The sequence below is a fragment of the Mycobacterium sp. Root135 genome (assembly GCF_001426545.1).
GTDB lineage: Bacteria > Actinomycetota > Actinomycetes > Mycobacteriales > Mycobacteriaceae > Mycobacterium.
Genome location: NZ_LMEZ01000005.1, coordinates 462006 through 487960 on the forward strand (window position 1 = coordinate 462006; position 25955 = coordinate 487960).

General features: G+C 66.2%; 25 protein-coding genes and 1 tRNA gene. 10 read left to right on the plus strand and 16 right to left on the minus strand.

The window, feature by feature from the left end; all coding sequences use genetic code 11:
* Positions 1-11 precede the first annotated feature (11 nt).
* The gene (locus ASD37_RS13345; protein WP_056551498.1) at positions 12-680 is read left to right on the plus strand and encodes an aminodeoxychorismate/anthranilate synthase component II; all 669 of its coding nucleotides are present in this window, start codon (positions 12-14) and stop codon (positions 678-680) included.
* Here ASD37_RS13345 and pknB read toward each other — a convergent pair.
* The 7 genes from pknB to ASD37_RS13380 all read right to left on the minus strand — a co-directional run bounded on the left by pknB (position 664) and on the right by ASD37_RS13380 (position 10286).
* Positions 664-2553 carry a Stk1 family PASTA domain-containing Ser/Thr kinase gene (pknB, locus tag ASD37_RS13350; protein ID WP_056551500.1) on the minus strand — a complete coding sequence of 630 codons (1890 nt, stop codon included), beginning with the start codon at positions 2551-2553 and terminating at the stop codon, positions 664-666. The genes ASD37_RS13345 and pknB overlap by 17 nt on opposite strands.
* Positions 2550-3773, minus strand: coding sequence for a serine/threonine-protein kinase (locus ASD37_RS13355; RefSeq protein ID WP_056551502.1), 1224 nt, complete (start codon positions 3771-3773; stop codon positions 2550-2552). Before ASD37_RS13355 ends, pknB begins: the two co-directional genes overlap by 4 nt.
* Positions 3770-5248 (minus strand): D,D-transpeptidase PbpA, encoded by a 1479-nt coding sequence (pbpA, locus tag ASD37_RS13360; RefSeq protein ID WP_056551504.1) that lies wholly within the window; start codon positions 5246-5248, stop codon positions 3770-3772. Before pbpA ends, ASD37_RS13355 begins: the two co-directional genes overlap by 4 nt.
* Entirely contained in the window at positions 5245-6654 is a 1410-nt protein-coding gene (locus ASD37_RS13365) for an FtsW/RodA/SpoVE family cell cycle protein (protein ID WP_056551505.1), read from the minus strand. Before ASD37_RS13365 ends, pbpA begins: the two co-directional genes overlap by 4 nt.
* The gene (locus ASD37_RS13370; protein WP_056551507.1) at positions 6651-8150 is read right to left on the minus strand and encodes a PP2C family serine/threonine-protein phosphatase; all 1500 of its coding nucleotides are present in this window, start codon (positions 8148-8150) and stop codon (positions 6651-6653) included. Before ASD37_RS13370 ends, ASD37_RS13365 begins: the two co-directional genes overlap by 4 nt.
* A complete protein-coding gene (locus tag ASD37_RS13375; RefSeq protein WP_056551509.1) occupies positions 8147-8617 on the minus strand; it encodes an FHA domain-containing protein in 471 nt (156 codons plus the stop codon). Before ASD37_RS13375 ends, ASD37_RS13370 begins: the two co-directional genes overlap by 4 nt.
* Positions 8618-8801: 184 nt before the next feature.
* Positions 8802-10286, minus strand: coding sequence for an FhaA domain-containing protein (locus ASD37_RS13380; protein ID WP_056551511.1), 1485 nt, complete (start codon positions 10284-10286; stop codon positions 8802-8804).
* 235 nt (positions 10287-10521) lie between these two features.
* Here ASD37_RS13380 and ASD37_RS13385 point away from each other — a divergent pair.
* Positions 10522-10604 (plus strand) — tRNA-Leu (locus ASD37_RS13385).
* 288 nt (positions 10605-10892) lie between these two features.
* Here the strand turns inward: ASD37_RS13385 and ASD37_RS13390 are convergent.
* Both ASD37_RS13390 and ASD37_RS13395 read right to left on the minus strand, forming a co-directional pair.
* On the minus strand, positions 10893-11288 hold the full coding sequence (locus tag ASD37_RS13390) for a VOC family protein (protein WP_056551513.1): 396 nt from the start codon (positions 11286-11288) through the stop codon (positions 10893-10895).
* 47 nt (positions 11289-11335) lie between these two features.
* Positions 11336-11851, minus strand: coding sequence for a pyridoxamine 5'-phosphate oxidase family protein (locus ASD37_RS13395; protein ID WP_235568234.1), 516 nt, complete (start codon positions 11849-11851; stop codon positions 11336-11338).
* A 107-nt stretch (positions 11852-11958) separates the two neighbouring features.
* Here ASD37_RS13395 and ASD37_RS13400 point away from each other — a divergent pair, with 107 nt between their 5' ends.
* From ASD37_RS13400 to ASD37_RS32265, 3 genes are all read left to right on the plus strand, one after another.
* Positions 11959-12675: an SDR family NAD(P)-dependent oxidoreductase gene (locus ASD37_RS13400; RefSeq protein ID WP_235568237.1), complete on the plus strand. Its 717-nt coding sequence runs from the start codon at positions 11959-11961 to the stop codon at positions 12673-12675.
* A 192-nt stretch (positions 12676-12867) separates the two neighbouring features.
* The gene (mraY, locus tag ASD37_RS13405) at positions 12868-13947 is read left to right on the plus strand and encodes a phospho-N-acetylmuramoyl-pentapeptide-transferase (protein WP_056551515.1); all 1080 of its coding nucleotides are present in this window, start codon (positions 12868-12870) and stop codon (positions 13945-13947) included.
* A 37-nt stretch (positions 13948-13984) separates the two neighbouring features.
* Positions 13985-14371 carry a hypothetical protein gene (locus tag ASD37_RS32265; protein WP_056551517.1) on the plus strand — a complete coding sequence of 129 codons (387 nt, stop codon included), beginning with the start codon at positions 13985-13987 and terminating at the stop codon, positions 14369-14371.
* Between the two features lie 82 nt (positions 14372-14453).
* On the opposite strand, the gene ASD37_RS13415 is transcribed toward ASD37_RS32265, so the two are convergent.
* Positions 14454-15749: an EAL domain-containing protein gene (locus ASD37_RS13415; RefSeq protein WP_056551519.1), complete on the minus strand. Its 1296-nt coding sequence runs from the start codon at positions 15747-15749 to the stop codon at positions 14454-14456.
* 536 nt (positions 15750-16285) lie between these two features.
* Here ASD37_RS13415 and ASD37_RS13420 point away from each other — a divergent pair.
* Positions 16286-16774 carry a hypothetical protein gene (locus tag ASD37_RS13420; protein WP_235568239.1) on the plus strand — a complete coding sequence of 163 codons (489 nt, stop codon included), beginning with the start codon at positions 16286-16288 and terminating at the stop codon, positions 16772-16774.
* A gap of 233 nt (positions 16775-17007) precedes the next feature.
* On the plus strand, positions 17008-17922 hold the full coding sequence (locus ASD37_RS13425; RefSeq protein WP_235568241.1) for a hypothetical protein: 915 nt from the start codon (positions 17008-17010) through the stop codon (positions 17920-17922).
* 17 nt (positions 17923-17939) lie between these two features.
* Here the strand turns inward: ASD37_RS13425 and ASD37_RS13430 are convergent, their stop codons facing one another.
* Together ASD37_RS13430 and ASD37_RS13435 are read right to left on the minus strand one after the other, a co-directional pair.
* Positions 17940-18926: a GNAT family N-acetyltransferase gene (locus ASD37_RS13430; RefSeq protein ID WP_056551524.1), complete on the minus strand. Its 987-nt coding sequence runs from the start codon at positions 18924-18926 to the stop codon at positions 17940-17942.
* 2 nt (positions 18927-18928) lie between these two features.
* On the minus strand, positions 18929-19654 hold the full coding sequence (locus tag ASD37_RS13435) for a peptidase E (protein WP_056551526.1): 726 nt from the start codon (positions 19652-19654) through the stop codon (positions 18929-18931).
* A gap of 177 nt (positions 19655-19831) precedes the next feature.
* On the opposite strand from ASD37_RS13435, the gene ASD37_RS13440 reads away from it, so the two are divergent.
* Positions 19832-20461: a GNAT family N-acetyltransferase gene (locus ASD37_RS13440; protein ID WP_056551528.1), complete on the plus strand. Its 630-nt coding sequence runs from the start codon at positions 19832-19834 to the stop codon at positions 20459-20461.
* A gap of 158 nt (positions 20462-20619) precedes the next feature.
* Here ASD37_RS13440 and ASD37_RS13445 read toward each other — a convergent pair whose 3' ends face one another.
* Both ASD37_RS13445 and ASD37_RS13450 read right to left on the minus strand, forming a co-directional pair.
* Positions 20620-22146 carry a UbiD family decarboxylase gene (locus ASD37_RS13445; protein WP_056551530.1) on the minus strand — a complete coding sequence of 509 codons (1527 nt, stop codon included), beginning with the start codon at positions 22144-22146 and terminating at the stop codon, positions 20620-20622.
* 34 nt (positions 22147-22180) lie between these two features.
* On the minus strand, positions 22181-22807 hold the full coding sequence (locus tag ASD37_RS13450; protein ID WP_056551532.1) for a UbiX family flavin prenyltransferase: 627 nt from the start codon (positions 22805-22807) through the stop codon (positions 22181-22183).
* Between the two features lie 162 nt (positions 22808-22969).
* Here ASD37_RS13450 and ASD37_RS13455 point away from each other — a divergent pair, with 162 nt between their 5' ends.
* Positions 22970-23656, plus strand: coding sequence for a DUF5701 family protein (locus ASD37_RS13455; protein WP_056551534.1), 687 nt, complete (start codon positions 22970-22972; stop codon positions 23654-23656).
* Here ASD37_RS13455 and ASD37_RS13460 read toward each other — a convergent pair.
* Both ASD37_RS13460 and ASD37_RS13465 read right to left on the minus strand, forming a co-directional pair.
* Complete coding sequence (locus ASD37_RS13460) at positions 23630-24118, minus strand: putative immunity protein (RefSeq protein ID WP_056551536.1); 489 nt, start codon at positions 24116-24118, stop codon at positions 23630-23632. The genes ASD37_RS13455 and ASD37_RS13460 overlap by 27 nt on opposite strands.
* A gap of 28 nt (positions 24119-24146) precedes the next feature.
* Complete coding sequence (locus ASD37_RS13465; protein WP_056551538.1) at positions 24147-24509, minus strand: hypothetical protein; 363 nt, start codon at positions 24507-24509, stop codon at positions 24147-24149.
* 183 nt (positions 24510-24692) lie between these two features.
* Here ASD37_RS13465 and ASD37_RS13470 point away from each other — a divergent pair, with 183 nt between their 5' ends.
* On the plus strand, positions 24693-25928 hold the full coding sequence (locus tag ASD37_RS13470; RefSeq protein ID WP_235568243.1) for a diguanylate cyclase: 1236 nt from the start codon (positions 24693-24695) through the stop codon (positions 25926-25928).
* The last annotated feature ends 27 nt before the right edge of the window (positions 25929-25955 follow it).

Consider the following 25955-nt stretch of genomic DNA (forward strand, 5'->3'; position numbering starts at 1 on the left):
AACCTGGGCAGATGCGTGTTCTCGTCGTCGACAACTACGACAGCTTCGTGTTCAACCTGGTCCAGTACCTCGGACAGTTGGGCGTGCACGCCGACGTGTGGCGCAACGACGACCCGCGCCTGGCGTCCGACGCCGACGTCGCCAAGGCTGCCGAGGACTTCGACGGCATTCTGCTGAGCCCCGGACCGGGTACCCCGGAGCGGGCCGGCGCGTCGATCCCCCTGGTCCACGCCTCCGCGGCCGCGTCGACTCCCCTGCTCGGTGTGTGCCTCGGGCACCAGGCCATCGGGGTCGCCTTCGGGGGCACGGTGGACCGCGCACCCGAGCTCCTGCACGGCAAGACCAGCAGCGTGAATCACGCGAATGTTGGTGTGCTGAAAGGACTTCCGGATCCGTTCACGGCGACGAGGTACCACTCGCTGACGATCCTGCCCGAGACCATGCCCGCCGCTCTCGAGGTGACGGCGCGGACGTCGGGTGGCGTGGTGATGGGCGTGCAGCACGTCGAGCTGCCGATTCACGGCGTGCAGTTCCATCCCGAGTCGATCCTCACCGAGGGCGGTCACCGGATGCTCGCCAACTGGTTGGCTGCGTGCGGTCAGCCGCTCGACGAGGGTCTGGTCGGCACGCTCGAGCGTGAGGTGGCCGACACGGTCCGGACGGCTACTGCGCGAAGCTGATCGTGACCGGGTCGCCGAACTTCAACGGGGTACCCGCCGACGGACTCATCGTGGCCACCGAGTTGGTGGGATAGCCGCTGTTCTGCGCATTGGGGAGCTTGTTCAATTCGCCGGTCCACCCCATCGACCGCAGTAGCGGTTCGGCGTCGACCCAGAACTGCCCGAGCAGCGACGGCATCGTGAACTGGTTGCCACGCGACACCTGCAGCTGGATCGGGGTGTCCACGGGCACGTCGGGGGTGTTGGCCGGCGGAAGGGTCCCCATCACCTGACCCTTGGTGTTGGCGAGCCCGTCGACCTCGACCGGGATGGGCGGTGCGGTGAATTCGTTGGCGACGAGGATCTGCGTGGCCACTTCGACTGTCTGCCCGGCGACCGACGGGACCGTCTTCTTGCTCGGCCCGCTGCCGATGACGATGGTGATGACGTTGGTGATGGCCGACGACGAATTGGCCATGGGGTTGGTCACCAACACCCGGTCCTTCTGCTCCGCCGGCGACGAAGACAACTGCTGCTGGATCTTCTCGAAGCCGGCGGCCCGTAGCTTGGTCGAGCACTCGGAGAAGGTGACGCCGGCGCAGTCCGGCACCTCGGCCTGCTGCGGGCCGGTTGACACGTTGATGGTGATCTGGTCGTCGCGGGCGGCGGCGGTGTTGGCCGCGGGGTCGGTGCTGATGACGTCGCCGACGGGTACCTCGGAATCCGGCTGCTGGCTGCGGACGGTCTTGAAGCCGAGGTTCTGCAGGGAGACGACGGCCTCGTCGTACTTCTGGCCGCGCAGGTCGGGGATCTGGACGTCGCGCGGGTTGCCCCCGACGAAGTTCAGCAGCACCGTCACGACGACGGTGAGCACCGCGAGCACCGCGACGATGGCGAACCACCGGCCGATGGCGGGGTTGCGTTCCTTGGCGACGTGGGTGCGCTGATGCGTCGGGATGTTCTCGGTCGGCTGCTGGTGGCGCCCGATCAGGGGGCCGGCAGCCAACAGCGACGTCCGCTCGGCGTCGGTGAACACCTTGGGCGCCTCGGGCGCCTCGCCGCTGTGCACGCGGATCAGGTCGGTGCGCATCTCGGCGGCGGTCTGGTAGCGGTTGTCGGGGTTCTTGGCCAGCGCCTTGAGCACCACGGCGTCCAGGTCGGGGGTCAACACCGGGTTGCGCTCCGACGGCGGAACCGGGTCTTCGCGGACGTGCTGGTAGGCCACGGCGACGGGGGAGTCACCGACGAAAGGTGGCTCGCCGGTGAGCAATTCGTACAAGACGCAGCCCAGCGAGTACACGTCGGAGCGGGCGTCGACCGTCTCGCCGCGCGCCTGCTCGGGGGACAGGTACTGCGCGGTGCCGATGACCGCGGCGGTCTGGGTGACGCTGACGCCGCCGTCGTGCAGCGCGCGGGCGATGCCGAAGTCCATCACCTTCACGGCGCCGGACTTGCTCATCATGATGTTGGCGGGCTTGACGTCTCGGTGGATGATGCCGTGCTGGTGGCTGAAGTTCAGTGCCTGGCAGGCGTCGGCGATGATCTCGATGGCCCGGCGGGGTTCGATCGGGCCGTCGTTGTGCACAATGTCGCGCAGCGTGACGCCTTCGACGTACTCCATCACGATGTAGGGCAGCGGCCCGGTCGCGGTCTCGGCCTCACCTGTGTCGTACACCGCCACGATGGCGGGGTGGTTCAGCGCGGCGGCGTTCTGCGCCTCGCGGCGGAAGCGAAGGTAGAAGCTCGGATCCCTGGCCAGGTCCGCGCGCAGCACCTTGACCGCGACGTCACGGTGCAGCCGCACGTCGCGGGCGAGGTGAACTTCCGACATGCCACCAAAGCCGAGGATTTCTCCCAGTTCGTAGCGGTCGGACAGGTGCTGAGGGGTGGTCATCGATACATCTGTTCTGCGAGTGAAGGCCCGCTGAGGCTGGGCATGGCGCCCGGCGTTGGCGGCGGCACCGACACCACCGTGGTGCTGGTTTCGGTGGACGGCGCCGTCTTCTTGTCGTTGCGATCCTGGACGTTGAGGACCATGAGGATCGCGATGATGATGGCGAGGGCGCCAAGCACGCCGGCAGCCCACAGCAACGCACGCTGGCCGGGGGAGAACGTGCGCTTCGGCGGTGGGGTGCGGTGGCTGCCGGTTGGTGGCCGGGTGGTGCGGACGCTGGCCGTCGGCGGCCGGCCGTAGTCGGGAACCGCGCGGGTCTGTGCGGTCGACGGAATGGCGGCCGGGGTGGCCCGGCCGATCGTGGGCGCGTGATTGGGACGCGGTGGCCTGCGACCGGCCCGGACGGCGGCGACGGCGTCGGCGAAGGTGCCGCCGGTGCGGTAGCGCTGCCCGGGTTCCTTGAGCAAGCTGATCTCGATCAGCTCGCGGACGTTGGGCGGGATGTCGGCCGGCAGCGGCGCCGGCTGTTCCTTGATGTGCTTCATCGCGACGGTGAGCGCGCCCTCGCCGATGAACGGTCGGCGGCCGGCCACGGATTCGTAGCCGACGACGCCCAACGAGTAAACGTCGCTGGCGGGGGTGGCGTCGCGGCCCAGCGCCTGCTCGGGAGCGATGTACTGAGCGGTGCCCATCACCATGCCGGTCTGCGTGACGGGCGCGGCGTCGACGGCCTTGGCGATGCCGAAGTCGGTGAGCTTCACCTGGCCGGTCGGGGTGATCAGGATGTTGCCCGGCTTGACGTCACGGTGCACCAACCCGGCGGTGTGCGCGACCTGCAGCGCCCGCCCGGTCTGCTCCAACATGTCCAGGGAGTGCCGAAGCGACAGTCGCCCAGTGCGTTTGAGCACCGAGTTGAGCGGCTCGCCGGTGACCATCTCCATCACCAGGTAGGCGGTGCGGGCGTCCTCGAGCTCGGTCTCGCCGTAGTCGTAGACGCTGGCGATGCCGGGGTGGTTCAGCATGGCGACGATTCGGGCCTCGGCGCGGAACCGCTCCACGAACTCGGGGTCCGACGAGAACTCGGCCTTGAGCACCTTGATGGCCACCTGGCGTCCCAGGCGGGCGTCGAGGGCTTCCCAGACCTGTCCCATACCGCCCGTCGCGATGAGTCGCTGAAGACGGTAGCGGTCGGACAGCGTCACTCCGACGCGCGCGGTCATGATCCCTCCCGCAGGGCCGCGGCAATGGTTGCCCGGCCGATCGGCGCAGCGAGTGCACCACCGGTCGCGGACAATCGGTCCCCGCCATTCTCCACCAACACCGCAACCGCCACCTTCGGTGCCTTGGCCGGGGCGAAGGCGATGTACCAGGCGTGGGGCGGGGTGTTCCGCGGGTCGGAGCCGTGTTCGGCCGTTCCGGTCTTGGAGGCGATCTGTACGCCCGCGATGGAACCCGTCTGCTGGGTCGCCTGCTCAGCGTCGATCATCAGGTCCGTAAGTGTAGTGGCGACCTGGGGAGACACCGCACGACGAAGCTCCTGGGGGCTGGTCGAGCTGATGTTGGCGAGGTCGGGTCCCTTGAGGTCTTCCACCAGGTACGGCTGCATCGTCACACCGCCGTTGGCGACGGTCGCGGCGACCATTGCGTTCTGCAGCGGGGTGACGGCGACGTCCTTCTGGCCGATGCTCGACATTCCCAGGGCCGCGTCGTCACCGATGGGGCCGACGGTGGACCCGGCCACTTGCAGCGGGATGGGTGGGGGAGCGGTGTCCAGCCCGAAGGCCTGGGCGGTACTGCGCAGCTTGTCGGCGCCGGTGCGGACGCCGAGGTCGACGAAGGCGGTGTTGCACGACTTCGCGAACGCGGTGCGCAAGCTGGCGGTCGGGTCGTTGCCGCACGTCGCGCCGCCGTAGTTCTCCAGCGTTGCGGTGCTGTCTGGCAACGGGATTCGGGCCGCCGCGGTGAGTTGGGTGTCTGGGGTGGCGCCGTTGGCGAGTGCCGCCGCGGTGGTGATCACCTTGAACGTCGACCCCGGGGGGTAGGTCTCGGAGATGGCGCGGTTGACCAGCGGCGAGTCGGGGTCGTCCCGCAGCTGCTGCCAGGTGTCGGATTGCACGTTGCCGTCGTGTGAGGCCAACAGGTTTGGGTCATATGACGGTGACGAGACCATCCCGAGAATCTTTCCGGTGGACGGCTCCAATGCCACTACCGAGCCCTTGCATGGGCCGCCGTTGCACCCCTTCTGCATGGCATCCCAGGCGGCTTGCTGCACCTGCGGATTGATGGTGGTGGCGACGTTCCCGCCGCGAGGATCGCGGCCGGTGAAGAAGTCGGCGAGACGGCGGCCGAAGAGGCGTTCGTCTGAGCCGTTGAGGACGGTGTCCTCGGCGCGCTCCAGCCCGGTGCTGGAGTACAGCAGCGAGTAGAAGCCGGTCACCGGGGCGTACGCCTGCGGGTTCGGGTACACCCGCAGGAAGCGGAAGTGCCCGTCGGTCGAGGTGGAGTAGGCGAGCAACTGCCCGCCTGCCGAGATTTGGCCGCGCTGACGGGAGTACTCGTCGAGCAGCACCCGCTGGTTGCGGGGGTCCGACCGCAGCCCGTCGGCTCGAAACACCTGTGTCAGCGTGGCATTGGCCAGCAGCAGCACGATCAGGCCCATGATGGCGATCGAAATACGTCGTAGTGAGGTGTTCATACGCGGCCGATCACCTCCGTGTGTGCCGAGGCGATCGGGGTGGCGTTGGGGGCCTTCGCGTCCAGTGGACGGCGGGCCGAGTGGGAGATGCAGATCAGGATCGCCAACAGCACGTAGTTGGCGATGAGCGAGGATCCGCCGTACGACAGCCACGGCGTGGTGAGGCCGGTCAGGGGGATCAGCTTGGTGACGCCGCCGACGACGATGAACAGCTGGATCGCCAGCGTGGACGCCAGGCCGGCGGCGAGCAGCTTGCCGAAGCTGTCGCGCACGGCGACCGCGGTGCGTAGGCCGCGGATGACCAGGATCGTGTAGAGCATCAGCACGCCGGCGAATCCGACGAGGCCGAGCTCTTCGCCGATGGCGGCGATGATGAAGTCCGTCGACGCGGCGGGGACGGTGCCGGGCTGGCCGTTGCCGAGGCCGGTGCCGAAGATCCCGCCGGTGGCGAAGCTGAACAGCGACTGGACCATCTGGTAGCCGGCGCCGTCGGGGTCGGCGAACGGGTCGAGCCAGGTCTCCACACGGACCCGGACGTGCCCGAAGGCGTGGTACGCGACGACGCTGCCGATCGCAAAGAGGCTGAGCCCCAACAGAACCCAGCTAATCCGGTCGGTCGCGATGTAGACGAGCACCAGGAACGAGGCGTACAGCAGCAGTGACGTGCCGAGGTCCTTCTCGAAGACCATGACGCCGACCGAGGCGATCCAGGCCGCCAACAGGGGCGCCAGGTCGCGGGGCCGGGGCAGGTTCATCCCGAGGATGTGCTTGCCCGCGCTGGTGAACAGGCTGCGCTTGGCCACCAGAACCGAGGCGAAGAAGATCAGCAGCAGGATCTTGGAGATCTCGGCCGGCTGAATGGAGAAGCCGTGGAAGCGAATCCAGATCTTCGCGCCGTTCTCCTCGGACATCGAGCTGGGCAGGATGGCCGGAATCAGCAGGAACACCAGGCCGACCAGTCCGCACACGTAGCCGTACCTGGCCAGCATGCGGTGGTCGGTGAGGAACGCGACGACGAGGCAGAACGCCACCACGCCGACCAGCGTCCACAGCATCTGCTGGTTGGCGCTCGGGCCGCGGTCTCCGCCGGGCGCACCCTCGGCGAGGTCGAGACGGTGAATCATCACCAGCCCCAAGCCATTCAGCAGTGCCACCACGGGAAGCAGCAGCGGATCGGCGTAGGGCGCGAAGCGGCGGACGGCCACGTGGGCGGCGCCGAAGAGGGCGAGGAATCCAAGCGTGTACTGCGCCAGGTCCCAGCTGAGGCCCTGTTCCTGGTTGGCCTCGACGATGAGCAGCGCGACGGTGGTGATCAGTGCGGCGAACCCGAGCAGCATCAGTTCGGAATTGCGCCGGTTGGGCAATGGCGGAACAACGGTCACGGGCGCCTGAGGCTGCGTGCTCATGACGCCGTCCGGCAGTCGGTGCCCGGCTTCTGTGGCGGCGGCGGGAGGGCCGTGCCGGTGGGCGTCGGCGGCGGTGGCGGCGCGGTCACCGTGGTCGGGGCCTCGGGCGCAGGACTTCCCGCGGTGGTGGTCGGGGCCGCCGACGTCGTCGACGGTGCCCCAGACGCGCTGGACGGGGTCGGGCTCGGCGCAGGCAGCGGGGTGGACGTCGTGGTCCGCGCCGAGGCCGGCACGCAGATCGGCAGGACCGAGGACTGGGCCAGCTCCCTGAGCTGGCGGATCGCCTCGTCGAGCGTGCCGCCGGGCAGCCCGGCGGTCACCTGGGCGCGTTCGGATTCGCGGAGGTCGGCGACCTGCAGGGGCTTGCAACCGCCGCGCGCGTCGTCGACCCCGATGTTGGTGATCGAGTTGCGAGAATCCAGGCACGCGATCTGGAACGTCTCCTGCAGCGACATTCCCGCGACGCTGCCCTGCACCCCGCGCATGATGTACACGGAGCCGTCGCTCTCGGCGACGTAGTAGTTGTTCTGAATCACCGTGCGGCCCACCGCAAGTCCCGCGAGGACCAACACCAGCAGAAGCAGGGCGACGAAGATCATCGTGCGCCGCGAACGCGGCTTCTTGACGGGTGCGGCGGGTGCGACGGCGGGGCGGTTGGCTGCTGCCGCGACGCGCTTGGGGTTGAAGGCCGACGCCCGGCCGGCCGCGGTGTTGGGAGGGGCGCTCTGGTCGTCCTGTCCGGACACCGCGCCCGCCAGAATCGGCTGGGTCTGGCCGTATTCGTAGTCGACGACGTCGGCCACCACGACGGTCACGTTGTCGGGACCGCCGCCGCGCAGGGCCATCTCGATGAGCCGGTCGGCACTCTCGGTGACGTCGGGGATCTGCAGTGCTTCCAGGATGGTGTCGAAGCTGACCGGGTCGGACAAGCCGTCGGAGCACAACAGGTAGCGGTCACCGGCGTGGGCTTCGCGCACCGTCAAGGTGGGCTCGACCTCGTGGCCGGTCAGCGCGCGCATGATCAGCGACCGCTGCGGATGGCTGTGGGCCTCGTCGGCGGTGATGCGGCCCTCGTCGACCAGGGTCTGGACGAAGGTGTCGTCCTTGGTGATCTGGGTGAGCTCGCCGTCGCGCAGCAGGTAACCGCGGGAGTCGCCGACGTGGACCAGGCCAAGTCTGTTTCCCGCGAACAAGATTGCGGTCAGGGTGGTACCCATGCCCTCGAGGTCGGGATCGGCCTCGACGTGTCCGGCGATCGCCGAGTTTCCCTCATGGACCGCGGCGTTGAGCTGACTGAGCAGGTCCCCGCCCGGCTCGTCGTCGTCGAGGTGGGCGAGTGCGGCGATCACCAACTGGGAGGCCACTTCACCGGCGGCGTGGCCGCCCATGCCGTCGGCCAACGCCAGCAGGCGCGCCCCGGCGTACACCGAGTCTTCGTTGTTGGCGCGGACCAGGCCGCGGTCGCTGCGGGCCGCGTATCGGAGGACGAGACTCATGGGCGCAACTCGATCACGGTCTTGCCGATCCGCACCGGCGTGCCCATCGGAACCCTTACCGCCGTCGTCACCTTCGCCCTGTCAAGGTATGTACCGTTGGTCGATCCTAGGTCCTCGACGTACCATTCCGACCCTCGTGGGGACAGCCGCGCGTGCCGTGTCGACGAATAGTCGTCGGTGAGCACCAGCGTCGAGTCGTCGGCGCGGCCGATCAGCACGGGCTGGGCGCCCAACTGAATGCGCGTACCCGCCAACGCTCCTTCGGTGACCACCAGCTGGCGCGGGGTGTTGCGGCGCTGGCCGCGGCTGGGCAGCAGAGTGCCCCGCAACGCGAGCCCACGCTTGACCATCACCGCACCCGTTGGGGCGTAGATGTCGGTACGCAGAATCCGCAGCACGGACCAGATGAACAGCCACAGCAGCAACAGGAAACCGACGCGCGTCAGCTGCAGCACTATCCCCTGCATCTGACGTCCTCTCCGTCACCGTCCCGATGTCGCCGTGTCGGCGTCACCGCACCGTTTCCCGGGCCGCGTCGCGACCGACCTGCGGCTGACTCAGCCGTCGTCGGCAACGTCACGATACTTGGGCCGGCGACGGGTGCAAGGCACGAGTACTGGCTTGGCCTCCAGCCGTCACCGGCCTGAGCGCTCAGTGAACGCGGACGATGATCTCGGAGTGACCCAGGCGGATGGTGTCGCCGTCGGCCAGCTGCCACTCCTGAACGGGAGCGTTGTTGACCGTCGTGCCGTTGGTGGAGTTCAGATCCGACAGGAGCGCGACCTGCCCGTCCCAACGAATCTCCAGGTGACGACGCGAGACGCCGGTGTCCGGCAGGCGGAACTGCGCGTCCTGGCCGCGTCCGATGACGTTGGCGCCCTCACGAAGCTGGTACGTGCGGCCACTGCCGTCGTCCAGCTGCAGCGTCACGTTCGCACCAGCGGAGCCGTAGCCGCCGGCAGCGCCGTAGCCGGCCACCGGAGCGGCGGCAGGTGGCTGACCGTAGTCGTACCCGGGCTGGCCGTATCCGCCGTCGGCAGGCTGGCCGTAACCGGGATCGGCGTAACCCTGAGGTGAGCCCTGGTCGCCGTAGCGGCCGTAGTCGGCCTGAGGAGCGCCGTAGCCGCCCTGCTCGGGACGCCCGTAGGCCTGGGCGCCGTAGCCCTGGTCTGCGTAACCGCCCTGCTCCGGGTAGCCCCCTTGCTCGGAGTAGCCGCCCTGGTCCGGGTAGCCGCCCTGCTCGGGGTACGCCGGACGCTGAGGCTCGGCCGGACGGCCGTACTCCTCACCGCGGGGAGGCGCGGGCGGACGACCGTAGTCGTAGCCGCCGGATTCGCCGTAACCACCGGGTGCGCCTGCCGGGGGGCCGTATCCGGGAGGCGGCTGACGGTAACCCTGGTCCGGGTAACCGGCAGGCGGGCTCGCCGGCGGGCCGTAGCCCGAGGGGGAGCGCTGGTCGTAGGACGGCGGCGGGTAGCCCTGCTCCGGGTAGCCGCCACGGTCGTAGCCACCCTGCTCCGGGTAACCACCGGCCGGCTGCGGGGGCTGGCCCGCGGCGGACGCAGGCGGATATCCGCCTTCGGGCGCTGGCGGATACGGGGCGCGGGGCTCGTCGCCCTGACGGCCGTACTCGTAGTAGTCGTCGCCAGGCTGCGCTGGTCCCTGGCCGCCGCCGCGGTAGCTCGGGTTGTCGGTCATCGGTGGAACTCCTGGTTCGGTGTGAGCACGGTCTGGGGGGGCAGAGGCGCTTGCGCCGCTGGTCGAGTCTGGGTTGACCGTTCCACGAGTGCGAAACTGGCCGGTGTGCAACTGCGGTGACGCTTCGAATCCAACGACCACATCACCATACGTTTGCCACCCTTGATCACGGATGTATCCCTCCAGGTATCGGGCGAATGTCGTCGGTGTGAGGTCGGGGTCAGCGCGGACCTTGTGAAAGTCGGATGCACTGAGGGTAATGACGTAGTCGTTTGGGGCCAAAATTCTGCCGCCTCCGACTTCGCGTGCGCCGGCGTCGGCTTCGCGCTGCAGGATCGCTTCGACCTCCTGCGGAACGATGCTGCCGCCGAAGACACGCGCAAAGGTGTCACCGACGGTTGCCTCGAGTTTGCGCTCGAAGCGGTCGACGAGTCCCATGTCACCGCCTGCCTCGCTGTTCGTCGTGGTGGTCGCGCTCGACGCAGTGGACGAACCTGCGTGTCGCGGGTGTCGATTCTTCTTGGCATGGTATCGGCCACGGGCGTCAGAACGTGACCAAGCAATGGGGTCGATCGGATCGAGGCTGGTCAGGGCTTCGGCCGGCGACGCGCATGGGCCTAGCTGCGCGGTTGGGAGGCGGGCCCGAGTGCGTGATAGTCTCTCCCGGTTGTTGGGGCGAGTGGCGGAATGGCAGACGCGCTGGCTTCAGGTGCCAGTGTCCTTCGGGACGTGGGGGTTCAAGTCCCCCTTCGCCCACAATGAGCGGTTCTAAACCGCGACGCCAAAGGCCACGAACCAGAAATGGTTCGTGGCCTTTGTGTTTGGCGGGTGTCGGTGACCGCCGGTTTAGTTGACGGGACTTCTCGCGCTACGTCCCGCTCCGCCGTCAATGGCTGGCGCCGGGGCCTTGGATGCGGCGCGATTTCCTGGTCTGATCCGGTCGGCACCGCCAAGCACGAGCGCAATCCGCATTGCGGCGTCTCGTTTCTCTAGATTCGAGACTTGATCGTGTCTAGCCGGGATTGGCGGAAGCACGAACCCGACTTAGAAACCGGACTCGCCAGATCCGAAGGTGCCGCGTTCGATCAACTGGACGACGTTGCCCTCTGGGTCGACAGCGTCGCACCGGGTTTCGTCTCCAAAGCGCCACTCGCCGACGACCGGGTCGACTCTGCCGCCCAGATCGACCGCGAGAGCGCGGGTGGCCGAGATGCTCGCAACTTCCATGGCGAGCTTGATCGGCGTCTGACTGCGCCGCGCTGGAGGGCTCGTCACGGGCAATGCCTCGTCCGACTGGACCAAGGTGAGCAGCCAAGCAGTGGACTGCAGAACGCAGTACCCGCGGTCGGCATCGATGCCAGGTAACAGCCCGAAACAGCGTTCGTAGAATGTCCGCATTCGGACGAGATCACCGACGTAGACGACCGCGGCAGCTCCCATCTGGGTCTTTGTACCACGATCGACCGCTGCAGAAGTGCTGGCGACCACTAGTCCTGCAGTGGACGACCGCCTGACCAACCGAACCATCGATCGATCTCTACGTGGACTGTCACAAGCGGACTCTCTCTAGCGGGGTAGTCCTTACCAAGGAAGTGCCTTGAAAGCCGATCAATGTCGGCGAGTCCCTCATCAGGCTTGATCGACACGACGTGTCCCTGAACCGATATATGGGTGCCGAAATCGTCCGCCGCAAGCACGGTCAGCGATACGTGGCCGTTGTTTTGTAGATGTTTCAGACGGGCGCGGTCAGCGTTCATGCACAGCATCAGAAGTCCGTCATCCTCGATGAGATACCAAGTCGCCACCGACACCGGGCGGCCATCCTTGGTAACCGTAGCCATGACGGCCGGATTGGGCTTACGGAGAAAAGTTAGGGCGGTTTCTGGCAATGGGGCATCAGGCACATGTTGATGGTGCCAGACCCCGATCCGGCGGCCCGGCACCGCTTCTACTGCCGCACCGGCCGCGTCAATCGAAGCGGTTGTGCGGCAAGAAATGATCACTCTCAAATCTCTAGAAACGAGACGAGATCCCACCTTCAGCGTGGTCCGAGCTCGTTTGTCGCCAGAGCTAGCGTATGAGCATGGGTGAAACCAGGCGCGTCGCGTTGGTGACCGGAGCCACCTCGGGAATAGGGCTGGCCATTGCTCGCCGCCTCGCGGGGCGGGAGTATCGCGTGGTCGTGCATTCACGATCGTCGACCGAGGCTGGAAACGCATTGGCTGCCGAACTCGGCGACGCCCACTACATCCAAGCGGACCTCGCAGACGATGCGGACAGACAGCGGCTTGTCGCCGATTCCGTTCGCCTCGCCGGGCGTCTTGACGTACTGGTCAACAACGCTGGGATCAGCGCAGTGATCCCGCACGCCGATCTTCAGAGCGCCTCAACGTCGATGTGGCGGAAACTATTGGAGGTCAACACGATCGCACCATTTCGCCTCGTCGCCGAAGCCGAACCTCACTTGCGCGCCTCAGCAAGAAGTGGCCGGTCCTCGACGGTCGTCAACATCAGCTCGCACGCCGGGATGCGCCCCAAAGGAGCCTCGATCCCGTACTCGGCGAGCAAAGCCGCCCTCATCCACACCACCAAGCTCCTCGCACTCACCCTCGCCCCCGACATCCGGGTCAACGCGATCGCACCCGGCCTCGTGGACACTCCGATGACCGCGGAATGGGCCGAAGCGCAAGCGTTGTGGCGCGAACTGGCCCCGATGGGGCGTCCCGCAACCCCAGAGGATGTGGCAGACACCGCCCTAGCACTCATCGAGTCCGACTACATGACCGGCGAGATCCTGACCCTCGATGGCGGCCTCGGCCTTACCTGACCAATGGCGACAGGTTGCGCCCAAAAACTGAGACGAATGTGGGCGGTCTCGATTTTCTAGCACTGAGACCCGACTGATATCGCCGCGGTGGCGCCGCATGGGGGTCCGCCATACTGGCCCCGTGGGGGCTTCGGATGCGGTGCAGTGCAACTGCTGTCGATTGACTTCCGCACCAGGGGGCGGCATCGATCTATGAAACACATACTCATCGCCGCGGGCTTGGCTCTGGTGGTCGCACTTCTGCTGACCCCGGTGTTGATCCGCGTGTTCACCCGGCTGGGGTTGGGCCAGCCGATCCGTGACGAGGCCCCCGAGAGCCACCAAAGCAAGAGTGGCACGCCGACGATGGGCGGCCTCGCGATCGTCACCGCGATCTGGGCAAGTTACCTAGGTACGCACCTCGTGTCGCTAGCGCTCGGCGGTGAGGGCCCGTCGGCGTCGGGGCTGCTCGTCCTCGGCCTGGCCACTGCTCTGGGCGCGGTGGGGTTCACCGACGACTACCTAAAAGTGCGGCGCGCACGCAACCTAGGTCTGAACAAGCGCGCCAAGAGTGCAGGCCAACTCGTCGCGGCGATTCTCTTCGGCGTGCTCGCGCTGCAGTTCCGCAACGCCGACGGTCTCACTCCCGGCAGCGCCGGACTCTCTTACGTCCGCGACATCGCCACGTTCGCAATGCCGCCGGTGGTGTTCGTGCTGTTCTGCATCGTCGTCGTGTCGGCCTGGTCGAATGCCGTCAACCTCACCGACGGACTCGATGGGCTGGCCGCAGGTGCCATGGCGATGGTGAGCGCCGTCTACGTGATCATCACGTTCTGGCAGTTCCGAAACGCGTGTGCCGACACCCCGGGAGCTGGTTGTTATCACGTCCGGGACCCTCTCGATCTGGCGTTGGTCGCCGCGGCGACAGCCGGTGCTTGCATCGGATTCCTGTGGTGGAACGCCGCCCCTGCCAAAATCATCATGGGGGACACGGGTTCGCTTGCACTGGGCGGCATCATCGCCGGGTTGTCGGTGACCAGTCGCACCGAGATCTTGGCCGTCATCCTGGGCGCCCTGTTCGTCGCGGAGGTGACTTCGGTTGTCATTCAGGTCATTTCGTTTCGCACCATCGGTCGACGGGTCTTTCGTAATTCTCCGCTCCATCACCACTTCGAGCTGATCGGGTGGCCGGAAACCGCATTGACCATTCGCTTCTGGTTGATCGCCGCCATCGCCTGCGGCCTCGGAGTGGCGCTCTTCTACGGCGAATGGTTGGCGGCCGTCGGAGCCTGAAGCTCCTTAGTACGACAGCTGCAGGTGCCGACCGGCGGTGGGCGGCGGTCTCGTCGGCCTGCTGGGCGCTCCCGTGGCGATCGCCGTCGACGCGCTCAGCTACCTGGTGGACGCGGCACTCAACGCCGGCGTCGAGGAGACCCGACCCACTTCCTCCACGCGGAATCTTCGCGCTGAGATCCGCGACGGCGTGCAATGGACCTACCGACATCGCACGTTGAAACCACTGGCGGTGTCGACCCACATCTGGTTCGTCGGCGGTGTCCGTCGTTGTTTCGGTGCAGCTTTCGCCGAACGGGAATTGCGCATCGTGCTGCAAATTATCTTTGCCAAATTCGTCTCGCAACCCGTCAGTAAGCATCCCGAGAAGGCCGCCCGCCGGGGATCATCCATGTACCTCGACAAGGCGCCACAGTCGTTCTGACATGACGTTCAACCCGAACTGAACCGGGAGCAGTCCCAAGGGCGGTTCAAGGCAGCAACACGCGGCGTTCGGTGTGAGGTTTTCAGAGCATGCGGTCGAGCAGGCTACGGGCCACCATCGTGACCAGTGACCGGTCGTTGGTGATCGCGACGTCGAAGAGCCGGTCACCGGGGTGACGATGGTGCGCGAGGGCGTTCCCGTGGTCGCGCGCGACGAGTGCGGTGGCGGTGTTGGGGCCCAGGGCGAGCACGACCCACTGACCGCAGATGGGATCGGCGGGGTCCAGACAAACGCCGCGGATACCCGTTCCCAACTCGAGGTCAAGGCCTTGGCCGAAGACCGCCACCAGCGGTGAGATGGCGGCAAGGTCGTGATAGCGCCGCCGGGTCTCCCCGCAGAAGTGTTCGGCGCGTTGCGGTGCTGTCAGCACCATGGCCGGATCCGTGGCGTGGCGTGCCTGGTCTTCGATGTGACGCGACAGCGCCAACACAGTGTCCTTGCGTTCGGTACGCACCGCTGCGCTGGGCGCGACGACGTCGAACGGTGTGGTGTCCTCACGCCAGGGAGCGGGTGTCCGGGCCCGCGGAGGTGACCATGCGACCGCGGGGTGCAGGTCGAGGTCAAGGGGCCCCGGGCGCCCGAATCGGTAGCCCTGACCCAGACTCGCGCCCACGGCCAGAGCCTGCTGCAGATGCCCGACCGTCTCGATGCCTTCGGCGCAAATGACCGCCCCGGTCCGCTGACGATGCGCCAGCACGGCGCCGAGGGTACGGGCCTGGTCGTAGCGTGGGTGGGACTGCACCAAGTTGAGGTCAAGCTTGATGACGTCGGGGGAGAGGATGTCGAGCAACGCCAGCGAGTCCGGATGTGCGCCAACGTCATCGAGTGCAATGGCGAATCCGTCGGATCGCAGCGCGGCCACCTTCTTCAGTAGGGCGCGGGGACGGGTGAGCAGGCTGCGTTCGGTGATCTCGAATATCAGTTGGAGGCCGTCATGGCCACGGGCGAGGGTGGCGTCGTCGGCTCGGCGCACGTAGGGGGTTTCGGGTTCACAGTTGATGAAGATCGTGCTGGAGCGTCCGACACCGGCGGCCAGCGCGCGTTCTATCGCCGTCTCGATGCACATCTGATTTAGCTGGGCTGTCCGCCCGGTCGCCGCCGCGTGGGCAAGGACGGACCGCGGGTCGGGATTGCCGAACCGGGGCCACCGTGCCAATGCTTCATAACCGATGACGGTTTCATCCGGCAGGGAGACGATGGGCTGGAATACCGGTTCGAGCCCGACTCCGCTGGCCGCGGAATCCAGTTGGTGGGCAACCATCTCGAACGGTCGTTGCGGCGGGGACAGTGCGTTCCCGGCGCTCGTGGCCTTCGTCATCCGCGCAAATCGCGCGGGCGGCGGTGCCGCCCATACGGCCGTGCGTCACCAATTGTGCTCATGTTGCCCCCCGTGCCAATCGGGAGCGTGCTCACCACATCACCTGCCGGGGTGCGGGACGTCGACCCCCGCAGATCCAGCGATGAGGAACGCGGGTGCGCTCGCCCTTAGGCCGACACGAGCGAGGTCTGGGCCGCGTCGGATTCTGATCATGATAGTTGCTACTCACGTGGATTCTCGCCCGGAACGGTCCGTCCGTGGAATCGGTGGACCGGGCCGAGCATGTCCCGGAGTCTTTGGGCAGCGCTCAGATCGGCGCACCACCATGGTGGACGCAACCGCGATCGCAGGTGTCGGGAAGGATTCGAGCGCCGGACCAAACCCCCAGCGGTTAGTGGTGCGACGCCGTCACGGGTTGCCGGCGATTCCAAATTTGCCTTGTTCCAGCGAGATTCGCCTCGGTTTGGCAGCTATCGTCCAGGAATGCCGTGCCCTTTCGTTGGTACCGTTCCCCGCTGGTGAAACGGAGGGGACTTGTGAAACCGACTGCCCGCACGGTGCGGGTCATCTTCGGCGTTGCGTTGTTGTGGATCTGCGTCCTGCAGTACGTCGTTCTCGCAGTCGTACGCGCGGAGCCTTATCCCGCGCTTGTCCTACCCGGCTTTCCGGCACGCTGTCCGGGCTGCCTCTTGGAGACCGGGCTGCCAAGGACCGCGGAACCGACACTGCTGGTGCGCTTCGCAGACGGACATGCTGAGGAGATTCCGCCCCAGGCAATCTTGCCGGCGGGTCCGTCAGTGCGGCTGTTGGCGTTTACCGACGCATTCAAGGACGACAGCAAGGTCGCCGCCAATCCCGGCGCCGTGGCCTGGTTGCAGGGTCGCGTTTCGCAGCGATTCCCCACCGAAACGGTCACCGGACTCGACATCGTGTGGCGTTCGGCCACCTATGAGTCGGCGTCAAGGGCCTCAGTCAAGTACGTGCCGCTCTATACGGTCCACGTCGTTTTCGGGGGCGGGAAGTGACACTCGTCGACGGGTTCGACCGGTGGGTCGAGAGCGGCCCGTTCACTTCGGCAGACCTGGGCATCTATCGCATCGTCTATGCGGTGTGCGCGCTCTTCATCGTGCCAAACATAGGGTGGCTCAGTCATTTTCCGCAGTTCATGTTCCAACCACCGCCTGGCCCGATTCAGTTGTTTCCCGGCTTTCCGTCGCCCACCGTGTTGGTCTGCTTGGAGGTTCTGCGGTCTGCGGCCTTGATCCTGCTCGGGCTGGGCCTGTGGACGCGTTGTGCGTCGATCGCCGTGGCGGTGCTGCTCGTCGTCACGTACGGCTTGACGTTTAGTCTCGGGAAGGTCGATCACACGATCTTGTTGGTCGTGGCGCCCTTGGTGCTCGCGTTCGCCAACTGGGGAGACCGCTTTTCGCTCGATTCGCTGCGGCATCCCGCCGAGGCCACCCCGCAGCGTCAGTGGCCATTGCGACTCCTGGCCCTCCTCATCGGATGGGGCTTCTTCGCCGCTGCGCTGACGAAGGTTCTGACTGGTTGGCTCTCGTTCTCCAGTCAAGCAGCGCGCGGATACTTCGTTCTGGGCTACCTGACCGAGAGCCGGACGTTCTGGCTGGCCGATTGGGTCGCCGCACACGATGTACGTCCCGCGTGGGAGGTCGTTGACTGGCTGACCGTCATCTTCGAAGCATCGATCTTGATCGCCCTGCCATGGTGGCGCGCCTTCCGCACGACGCTGGCCGTCGCCGCCACATTCCACTTGGCCGTGCTGCTGATCATGGACATCGACTTCAGCCATGCGGTGGTCGCTTATGGCGCTTTCGTGTCATGGGCCTCCGTCGGCCGGCGGATGAGGCTCGCGATGTTGTTCAGACCCATCTCCCAGTTGCTGGGCACTCCGCGGACGACTCGACGCGCCAAGATCTTGCTGTGGTTGTTTGCAGCAGCCATCGGTTGTGTCGCCTGGGCTCTCATGGAGAGCCCAGGGGGAAGCACCCCCACGGGTCTGGTTGCCAGCGACGTCGTCATCCTCCTGGGGGCAGTGATCGGCTCGGCCTACCTTGTTCACGAGGCGCGTGCTCTATTGGCGGGCAGGCGCCGGCAGGCCGTTCACCGTGGTCCGCGGGGAAGTGACAACGCAGACGTGGCCGGCGACGGTTAGTCGCCAGCGATTGTGAGCTAGCGAGCGTGCGTCGCAGATTCCGGACGCAATCCCTTCAGCATCGCCACACCGAGACATCCGCGTCCTTGCCCCCTCTCCTGGAAACCTTTGCTGGCGTACAACTTACGAGCTGCAATGTTGCGCTGATGAACGTTCAGGCAGAGCGCAGAATGTTGAGGCGAGCAGCGCCGTGCCAGTTCGTCAAGGAGCGCGCCACCCGCACCGCGTCCGCGTGCCTCGGAAACGACGGCGATGCACACCTCCGGTAACGAGGCGCCCTCTGCGTCGAGCATGAGTGGCGGGTCGCTGTGGAAGGTCCATGCTGCCGCGACTGGGCGGCCCAGTACATCGGCGGCAACGAGCACTGTGTCGTCGTTGGACGGCAGGAGGTCGTGGACGTCCTCGGAATCCGCATCGGGGAGTGGCCAGTCCTCGATGACAGAGGCCTGCCGCGCCATTTCGATGATGAACCCACGATCGCCCGGGGTGGCTGAACGCAGCTGCCACGGTCCTGCAATGCTTCGTTCAAGACTGCACACATGGCCAGCACCAGGGGGATTCGCCCGCATCTGGATGCGGATTGCCGGGGCCTCGCCCTGCCGGCTCACTTCGTCGAACCCGAGCCGGCGGTACAAACGGCATGCACGCGCGTTGACGTCCAGCACGTGTAGTTGCACACTCTTGCCGTCGGCAAAGGCGCAGTCGAGCACGCCGCGCAGGATGCGTGCACCGACTCCCCGATTCTGTTGTCCGGGAGCGATTTCGATGAGACCGACGTACACGTCACCCGCGAAATGGCCAACGTTGAGCCGCCCGACGTCAACGCCGTCGACCACGACCACTTGGGTTGCGTCGACGTCGATCGTGCGCTGCAAGTAGGCACGCTGGTCCTCGTCGACCCACCCCCACACCTGCTCGACGTAGGGGCCCAGCGTCTGTTTGTGAAGCCGAAAGAAGAACTCGAAGTCGACGTCGGCAGCAGGTCTGAGGCAGATCGTCTGCATGGTCACAGCCGCCGGACGTCCAAGGCCGTCTCCACCGCGGCTCCGTCACACTCCTCGACGAAATATGCGCCAGCCGAACCTGTTTCACCGACGGCTTCGACGAGTTCGGTACCGCGGTAGAGCAGCCCGACACCGTCATCGGTGGCGTAGGCGGCAGGCAAGACCCCGTCTCGGACGAGGGAATGGAGAAGGGGGCGGCGCTCGGCCTCGGAGTCGTAGTGAACCCCGTTGGCGTAAGGCAGGAAACCCAGTCCGTTGGTGACCGGCCGCAGCTGCGGACCGAACGAGTCGGTGGTGCCGCCGGCATGCCAACAGATCGATCCGGCGGAGATTCCCGTCAAGACCACACCCGCCTGCCATGCGTCGCGCAGGGCGACGTCGACTCCGTGCAGCCGCCACATTGCCAGCAGGCCGGCAACACTCCCGCCGAACACCCACACCACGTCCTGCTCCAGCAGATGAGCGGCGACGTCGTCGACGTTGGGCATGGGGAACAACGACAGGTGCGAGGCCACGAATCCTCGGCTCTGCGCAGCCTCTGTCAGATAATGCAGCACCGTCTTGTCATCACCCATCGCAGTGGCGAGCAGACACATTCGCGGGGCCCGACCGTTGACACCGGACAGCTCAACGGCGAAGTCCGTCAGGGCTGTGAAGGTGAACCGGGTGCGCTTGCCGGCACCGATTCCTCCGCTGGTGGCCAGAATAGTCGGTGCATCGGCAGGCATACCTGCGACCGTAAACGCGTTCCTGCACGGAGACAATCGATTTCCCGATCACAGGTCGTCGCTAATGCGGAGTGAGCATGGCAACCGCCTCTGCAGCGCTCACCACGGAGTCGATCCGCAGCGCGGACTCGCTGGCACAGAGCACGGAGCGTTCGACCCACTGCTCTGGCATGCCCCGTGCCGGTGCCGCCGGGTGAAGGATGGCAACCCAGGGCGCTGCGCGAGGACAATGACGTGGTGAGCTCGAGCGGTCCAACAGACGGCGGCTGGGTCGGCCGTGCGCGGGGCCGAGCTTCGGTGCTGCGCACCGACCGGCTGTTGCTGACGACTTGGACTAGTCACGACCTGCCTGATCTTGAGGCGCTCCACGGCGATCCGGTGGCGATGAAGTACATGGTGAGTGGCGTGCTGAACCGAGACCAGACGCGGGCACACCTTCTCAGTTGGCAGCGCGAGCACACGGCTCAAGGGTGGTCCAAATGGCGCGTCCAACACCAAGATGGGCGCTTCGTGGGCCGCGCAGGCTTCAGTCGTGCGCACGAGACATCATGTCGCGAGGTCGGATGTCTGGTCGCGCCGCAGTTTTGGGGCTGCGGCCTGGCCACCGAGATCGTCAACGCCCTCACCCGCTGGCACCAGCAAGATGCTGAAGCCGCGGTCGATCCTGACCTGTTGGCCTACGTCCTCGCCGCCAACGCCGTGAGCCGCCATGTGCTCGAAAAGACCGGCTATAAGTGCATCGGTCTCGACTCCAACGATTCACGCCAACTGATCTATCGCAACCGTCTTGAACGAGAGCACATGTGACCGTCCCTTCCAGGAGCGAGACAACGCGCGATTGCTCGCACCCAACTGAGTACCGGGGGAGCGGTGAAAAACGTCAAACTTGCCGGTTCAGACATTAGTGCTCAGCCGCCGTCGGCCTCCTCGACGCGCCCCACGTGGGCTTTCGCCTCGCAGACTCTTCACGGGGCGGTGAAGCCCCAGCGCTCCCAGTTGTCGAGCACCTTCTGCTTGACGGGCTCGGGATAGTTCTCGTCGAACGACATCACCCGCTTCTCGGGGCGCCCCACCCGGTCGGCGTTCTCCAGGCAGGCGTAGATGACGAGCGAGGTCCCTTTGTCCTCGGAGAGTTCGCGAGTGGTGTGGTAGGACTCGATGCCGTCACCGAAGGCCCGGAGCTCGGGAAAGAGGTAAGTGGTGAACGTGGGGTGGTTGCGAGATGCGAACGCCCACACCACCTGTTTGACGTCGGAGGGATCGATGTCTTCGTCGACCACGAGAATCTTGGTGACGGTGTCGCCGACGTGATCAGTCCAGAAGGTGTTCCCAAGACGGTTCATGAACTCGTCCAGCGTCCAGCCGGTCTTCGCGTGCCAATCCTTGGGGACGCGGACCACGAACCACAGGATCGCCGCCTCGAACAAGTACATGCCGTCGATGACGGGCAGGCCGGCCTTCTGCAGGGTGACCACCGAGTCCGACGAGATGAAGAACCCCATGGTGACGTGACAATTGTCGATCGGCACCCCGGGAATCGACATCGGCAGAATCGGCTTGTCGCGGAACGTCACGCAGGTGACCTTCTGCCGCGGGAAGATCGTCGTCTCGTCGGGCAGATAGCCCGGGTATTCGCCGAAAGGCCCCTCGGGCTCCTGGGTGCCGTATTCGATGACGCCTTCGATGACGATCTCGGCGTCGGCGGGCACGAGGATGTCGTTGGTTTCGCACTTCACCATGTCCAGCGGTGCGCCGAGAAGTGCACTGGCCATGTCGTATTCGTCGACCCACGCCGGAATGCGCGAGGCTGCCTGGGTCGAGGCGACCGGGCTGACACCGAGAGCGCACGCCCACGGCATGTCCTTGCCCTCGTCGCGCCACATCTTCCAGATCATCCCGTTGTGCTGCTTGGGCCACCACTGGCCCGTCATGGTCTGGGCGTCGAGGATCATCGCGCGGTTGGTCGACCAGTTCGTCCACTTCCCGTCGGGGGTCTGGGCGATGTTGAGGCCCGCGGTCTGCAGGTACCTGCCGCCGTCGCCGTCGTGGGCCAGCGGCGCGGGGATCTTGTTGAGGTCGATCTGGTCACCGGTCCACTTGTTTTGCTTGCACGGCGCCTGGGAGGCGTCGACGACGTTGGGTGGGTAGGAGCGGCCGTTCTCCTTGGCCTCGATGTAGGCGGCTTGGATTTCCATCAGGGGTGTTTCGGGGGGCAGTCCGAGCATCGCGGAGAGCCGGCGCCAGGGTTGGGTGGGGTGTCCACTCTTGCCCATACCCCAGTCGGCGGCGCGAAAACCGGGCTCGGCGTCCTTGACGTTGTTGAAAACCGGCATTGGAGCGCATGTTTCGGCCGCGTGGCGGAAGATCGCCCCCATCTCCAGGTTCCAGTCGACTTCGTCGTCGATCTCGACGAGTTCGCCCATGTCCTTCATCAGGGCGAGGTACTCGCGGTAGCTGCGGGGGATCTTGTTGCGGTCGACGTGTGCAGACATGAGGTGTGTGCTCCTTGAAGGCCGGGATTGGTGGTCAGTGGACGGGGCGGAGAAGCTCGGGCTCGTGGCGCAGATTGGGTGCTGGTGGTCGTTCACCGGTCCAGCGCGCGAAGAGGTCTCGGCGGAGTTCGACGTCGGCGAGGTCCAGGACGCGGTTGACGGTTTGGTCGATTAGGTCGTCGATGGTTTCGGGCCGCTGGTAGAAGGCCGGTGCCGCTGGCATGATGATCGCTCCGATTTCGGCGAGCTGGGTGAGGATGCGCAGGTGTCCGAGGTGCAGCGGTGTCTCGCGCACCAGCAGAACCAGTCGGCGGCGCTCCTTGAGCATGACGTCGGCGGCGCGCAGCAGCAGATTGTCGGAATAAGAGGTTGCAATGCCGGCTGCGGTCTTCATCGAGCAGGGGGCGACGACCATGGCGTGGGCACGAAATGACCCGGAGGCGATCGAGGCGCCGATGTCGTTGGGCTTGTGCACGACGTTTGCGAGCGCTTCGATCTCGCCGACGGTCATGTCGAGTTCGTAATGCATTGTTCGGCGAGCGGATTGGGACATCACCAGATGTGTTTCGACGTCGGGTTCTTGCTGCAACACCTCCAAGAGTCGGACGCCGTACGCCGTGCCGCTGGCCCCGGTTATTCCTACGATCACGCGGGCGGTCATGTCAGTCCTCCTCTGTGCTGCCGAATGTCATGACTCGAGCCAACTCTGATCGAGCACGGGTCGACAGCCCGGTGGCGGTAGTTGGCCATTCCGGCTAGCGGGTAGCGGGTCTGTGGGGGACTCACCCCGGAACTCTGACGACGCCGGGATCGTTGCGTCCCCATGGTCACCGTCGCCCCACCCCTGCTCAGCCTGATTGACCAAGCCGACCGGCTCATCGGATTCGAGGTCCACCGGCGCGCCGGCCTGTCCGCTTCCCGATTGCGGGCCATCGCCGCTGCGGCCGGACAGTCGGGGCTGCTGGTCGTCCACCCGGAATTGGTGCCCGCGTCACACCTGGCACCATTGATCCGCCATTCGGACAAGCAAGGTTTCGTCGTCACCGACATGAACGACGTCGATGAATTCAAACCCGTTGTCGAGGTGCCGGATTCGCCGGTCTACCTACTGGAAGACGTCGATCGCGGCGACCACTATGCGAACTGGAGCCCCAACGAGGTGGATCGCGATCTGACTGCCGTGGGCCGAACGCCGCTGACCCTGACTGAGGGGCTGACGTGGCTACTCCAGCAGCCCGCCACACTGCAGCGCAACCACTGCTTCATGACGATTGGCTCGCGCAAGCGCAAGCCCGGAGGTGCGCTCGACACCCGCACCCCGGCGATTTGGATCAGCAACGGCACGGGCCGTGACGGTGCCGCCAATCGGAACGCGCCGAAGATTGGGTGGTGCTGGGCCGGCAACCGGCACACCTGGTTGGGCTTCGCGTCGTCATCCGGCCGCCGACCGCTCGAGAGCAAGATGGCGTGGCCTGCTCCCACGTCAGAAGCCCGACCCCTTCCGAATTGAGATGCGAAGGCCCGATCCGGTCTGGTCGATCACGATGCGGTCCATGGTCTCTGCGCGCAAGTGGTCGGGAAGCTGGGCGGCTTGCCACGAGTGCTCGTCCCACGCGGCCTGAGGATTTTGGGCTGGCGATCGTGCAGCGATGGCGCGGAGTGCGTAGTACGCGCCGCCGTACGCGTGTTGAGGAACGTGGGCAGTCGCGACGGCCTGGCCCGCCGCATGGGCGGCAGCGATGGCGGCCGGATCGGTGGTCTCCTTGGCGGCGGCATGGGCGTCGAGCGAGGCCTTGCGGATCACCGCCATGCTGAACTCCCCTGTGCTCACCCAATCCCGACCCGTCTCGATCGCCCGTCGGGGGCGCGTGTCGTCGGGGCTAGCCACCTCGAAGATCGGCAGGACGCGCTCGGCGCAGTCGAGTGCCCACCGCGCCATCGTCCGTTGATCGTCACGCGAGAACTTCTTCATCCGCATCGACTCCCATCACACCTGCCGGTTAGCGAGGAAGAGGCCCGAACTCGGTCCACCGCCGTTGTGAGGCTCCGTACCAGGTGACGATGGCATCGCCCAGTTCGCGCAGTAGTCCGACGGGCTCTCCACTAGATGCGGGAGCTCTGTCAAAGATGCGGTCGTCTTCGATGCCGGCGAGCAGTCGAGCGACGTCGTCGGCCGACGCTCGCGCCCTGAGTGCATCGACGAGGATCGACGTATAGGTGTCGTACTCGTTGGCGGCATAGGGGAATACGTTCGCTATGCCGATCGGGTCCCAGCGCCAATGGAGGATCTGCCGCAGTTCGTACTCGCCGGTTTCATCCCACCACTGGGCGGGCGCAATCAACTCGTCCGGCTCCGTCGTCACGGCGTCAAAGTACGCGCCGCGCCGGACACCCGCCCACGTCGCCGACGGCGATTACATGCGGCAATGTGGCGAATGGCGCCAACCCGGCGTCCGGTTGTCCGATACTGCCAATGAGCGCGGGTGAGGCCATGCTGGCAGGGTGGCCGACTCGCATGAAGTACGGGGCTTAGGCTCGCAGGACGCGTGCCCAGGCCAGTTTGGGGGAGCGGTGGCTGGCGTGGGCCGCGCGACACCAGTGGTGAGCACACCGCCGACGCCGGTGAACCGGTGGGACAACACGATTGGCGAGTCGTCTCCGAGGGCGATCTGTCCGCAACTTCGAGGGCGACCCCGGTGAGCGCCGAGGCGAGCCGAGGCTTGCTGCTCCAGTGGTGGCGGGAGGGCGACGACTACGAATGGCGCATCGAGTTCCTGCGCAGTCGCGGCTTGCTCATGGTGCTGCGCCAACTGATTGCCGCCATCGGGGCGACGATGGGGGCGCTGGCGGTGGTCAACGCCTATGCGCCACCAGGGGTTGACGACTCGCTGGTGCGGATCGGCTGGGTAGCAGTCGCCGTGGGCTCCTTCGGGTGGGCGGCCCGCTGGGCGTTTCGGCCCTGGCCGACCGCACGGACGTCGGCGGCACTGGTCGTGTTCGTCGACGTCCTCATGACGATGTCGGCGTTGTTGTTCGGAGACCCCAACCTGGCCATGTCGGGAATCCCCATTCTCCTGTGCGCTGGCGGCTACGTGGTGTTCTTCCACGGCCCACGGCTGCATGTCGCCCACATTGCTTGGTGCACAGTCTCGGTGGTGGGGATAGCCACCTGGATGGCCTTGGTCGAACCCGAATTCGGCCTGCACTTGGCGGTATCCCGCGCGGTCATCGCGTTGTTGGTCACCGTGTGCATCCTGCCCGGCCTACAGTTCGGATTCTGGCTACTGCAGGACAGCTCGATGCAATCGCTGACCGACCCTCTGACCGACCTCACCAATCGCCGCGGACTGGAGGTCGCGGTGAAGCGGCTCAACGTCTCCGCCGCCACGAACGTCCAACTGAGCGTGCTGCTGATCGACGTCGACGGCTTCAAGGCGGTGAACGACACCCGAGGGCATGTCGTGGGCGACGAGGTGCTGATCCGGACGGCGCGCAGGATTCGCGAGAATGTACACGGCTCGGCGGTGGTGGCACGGTGGGGAGGCGAAGAATTCCTGGTGGTGGACCGAATGGCCATCGATCAAGCCGCGGTGATCGCCGAGCGGATCCGCGCCGCGGTGTGCGCCGCCGGTGATCCCACGGTGACCGTGAGCATCGGCGTGGCGACGGGCAGACCATCGGAATCAGACTTGCGTGAGGTGATCGAGGCTTCCGACGCCGCCATGTACGACGCGAAGGCGACGGGCGGCGACCGCGTCGCCTTCGCCGAGTGCGCGCGCTGACACCCACGTGACCGGCGAGCCAAGCCC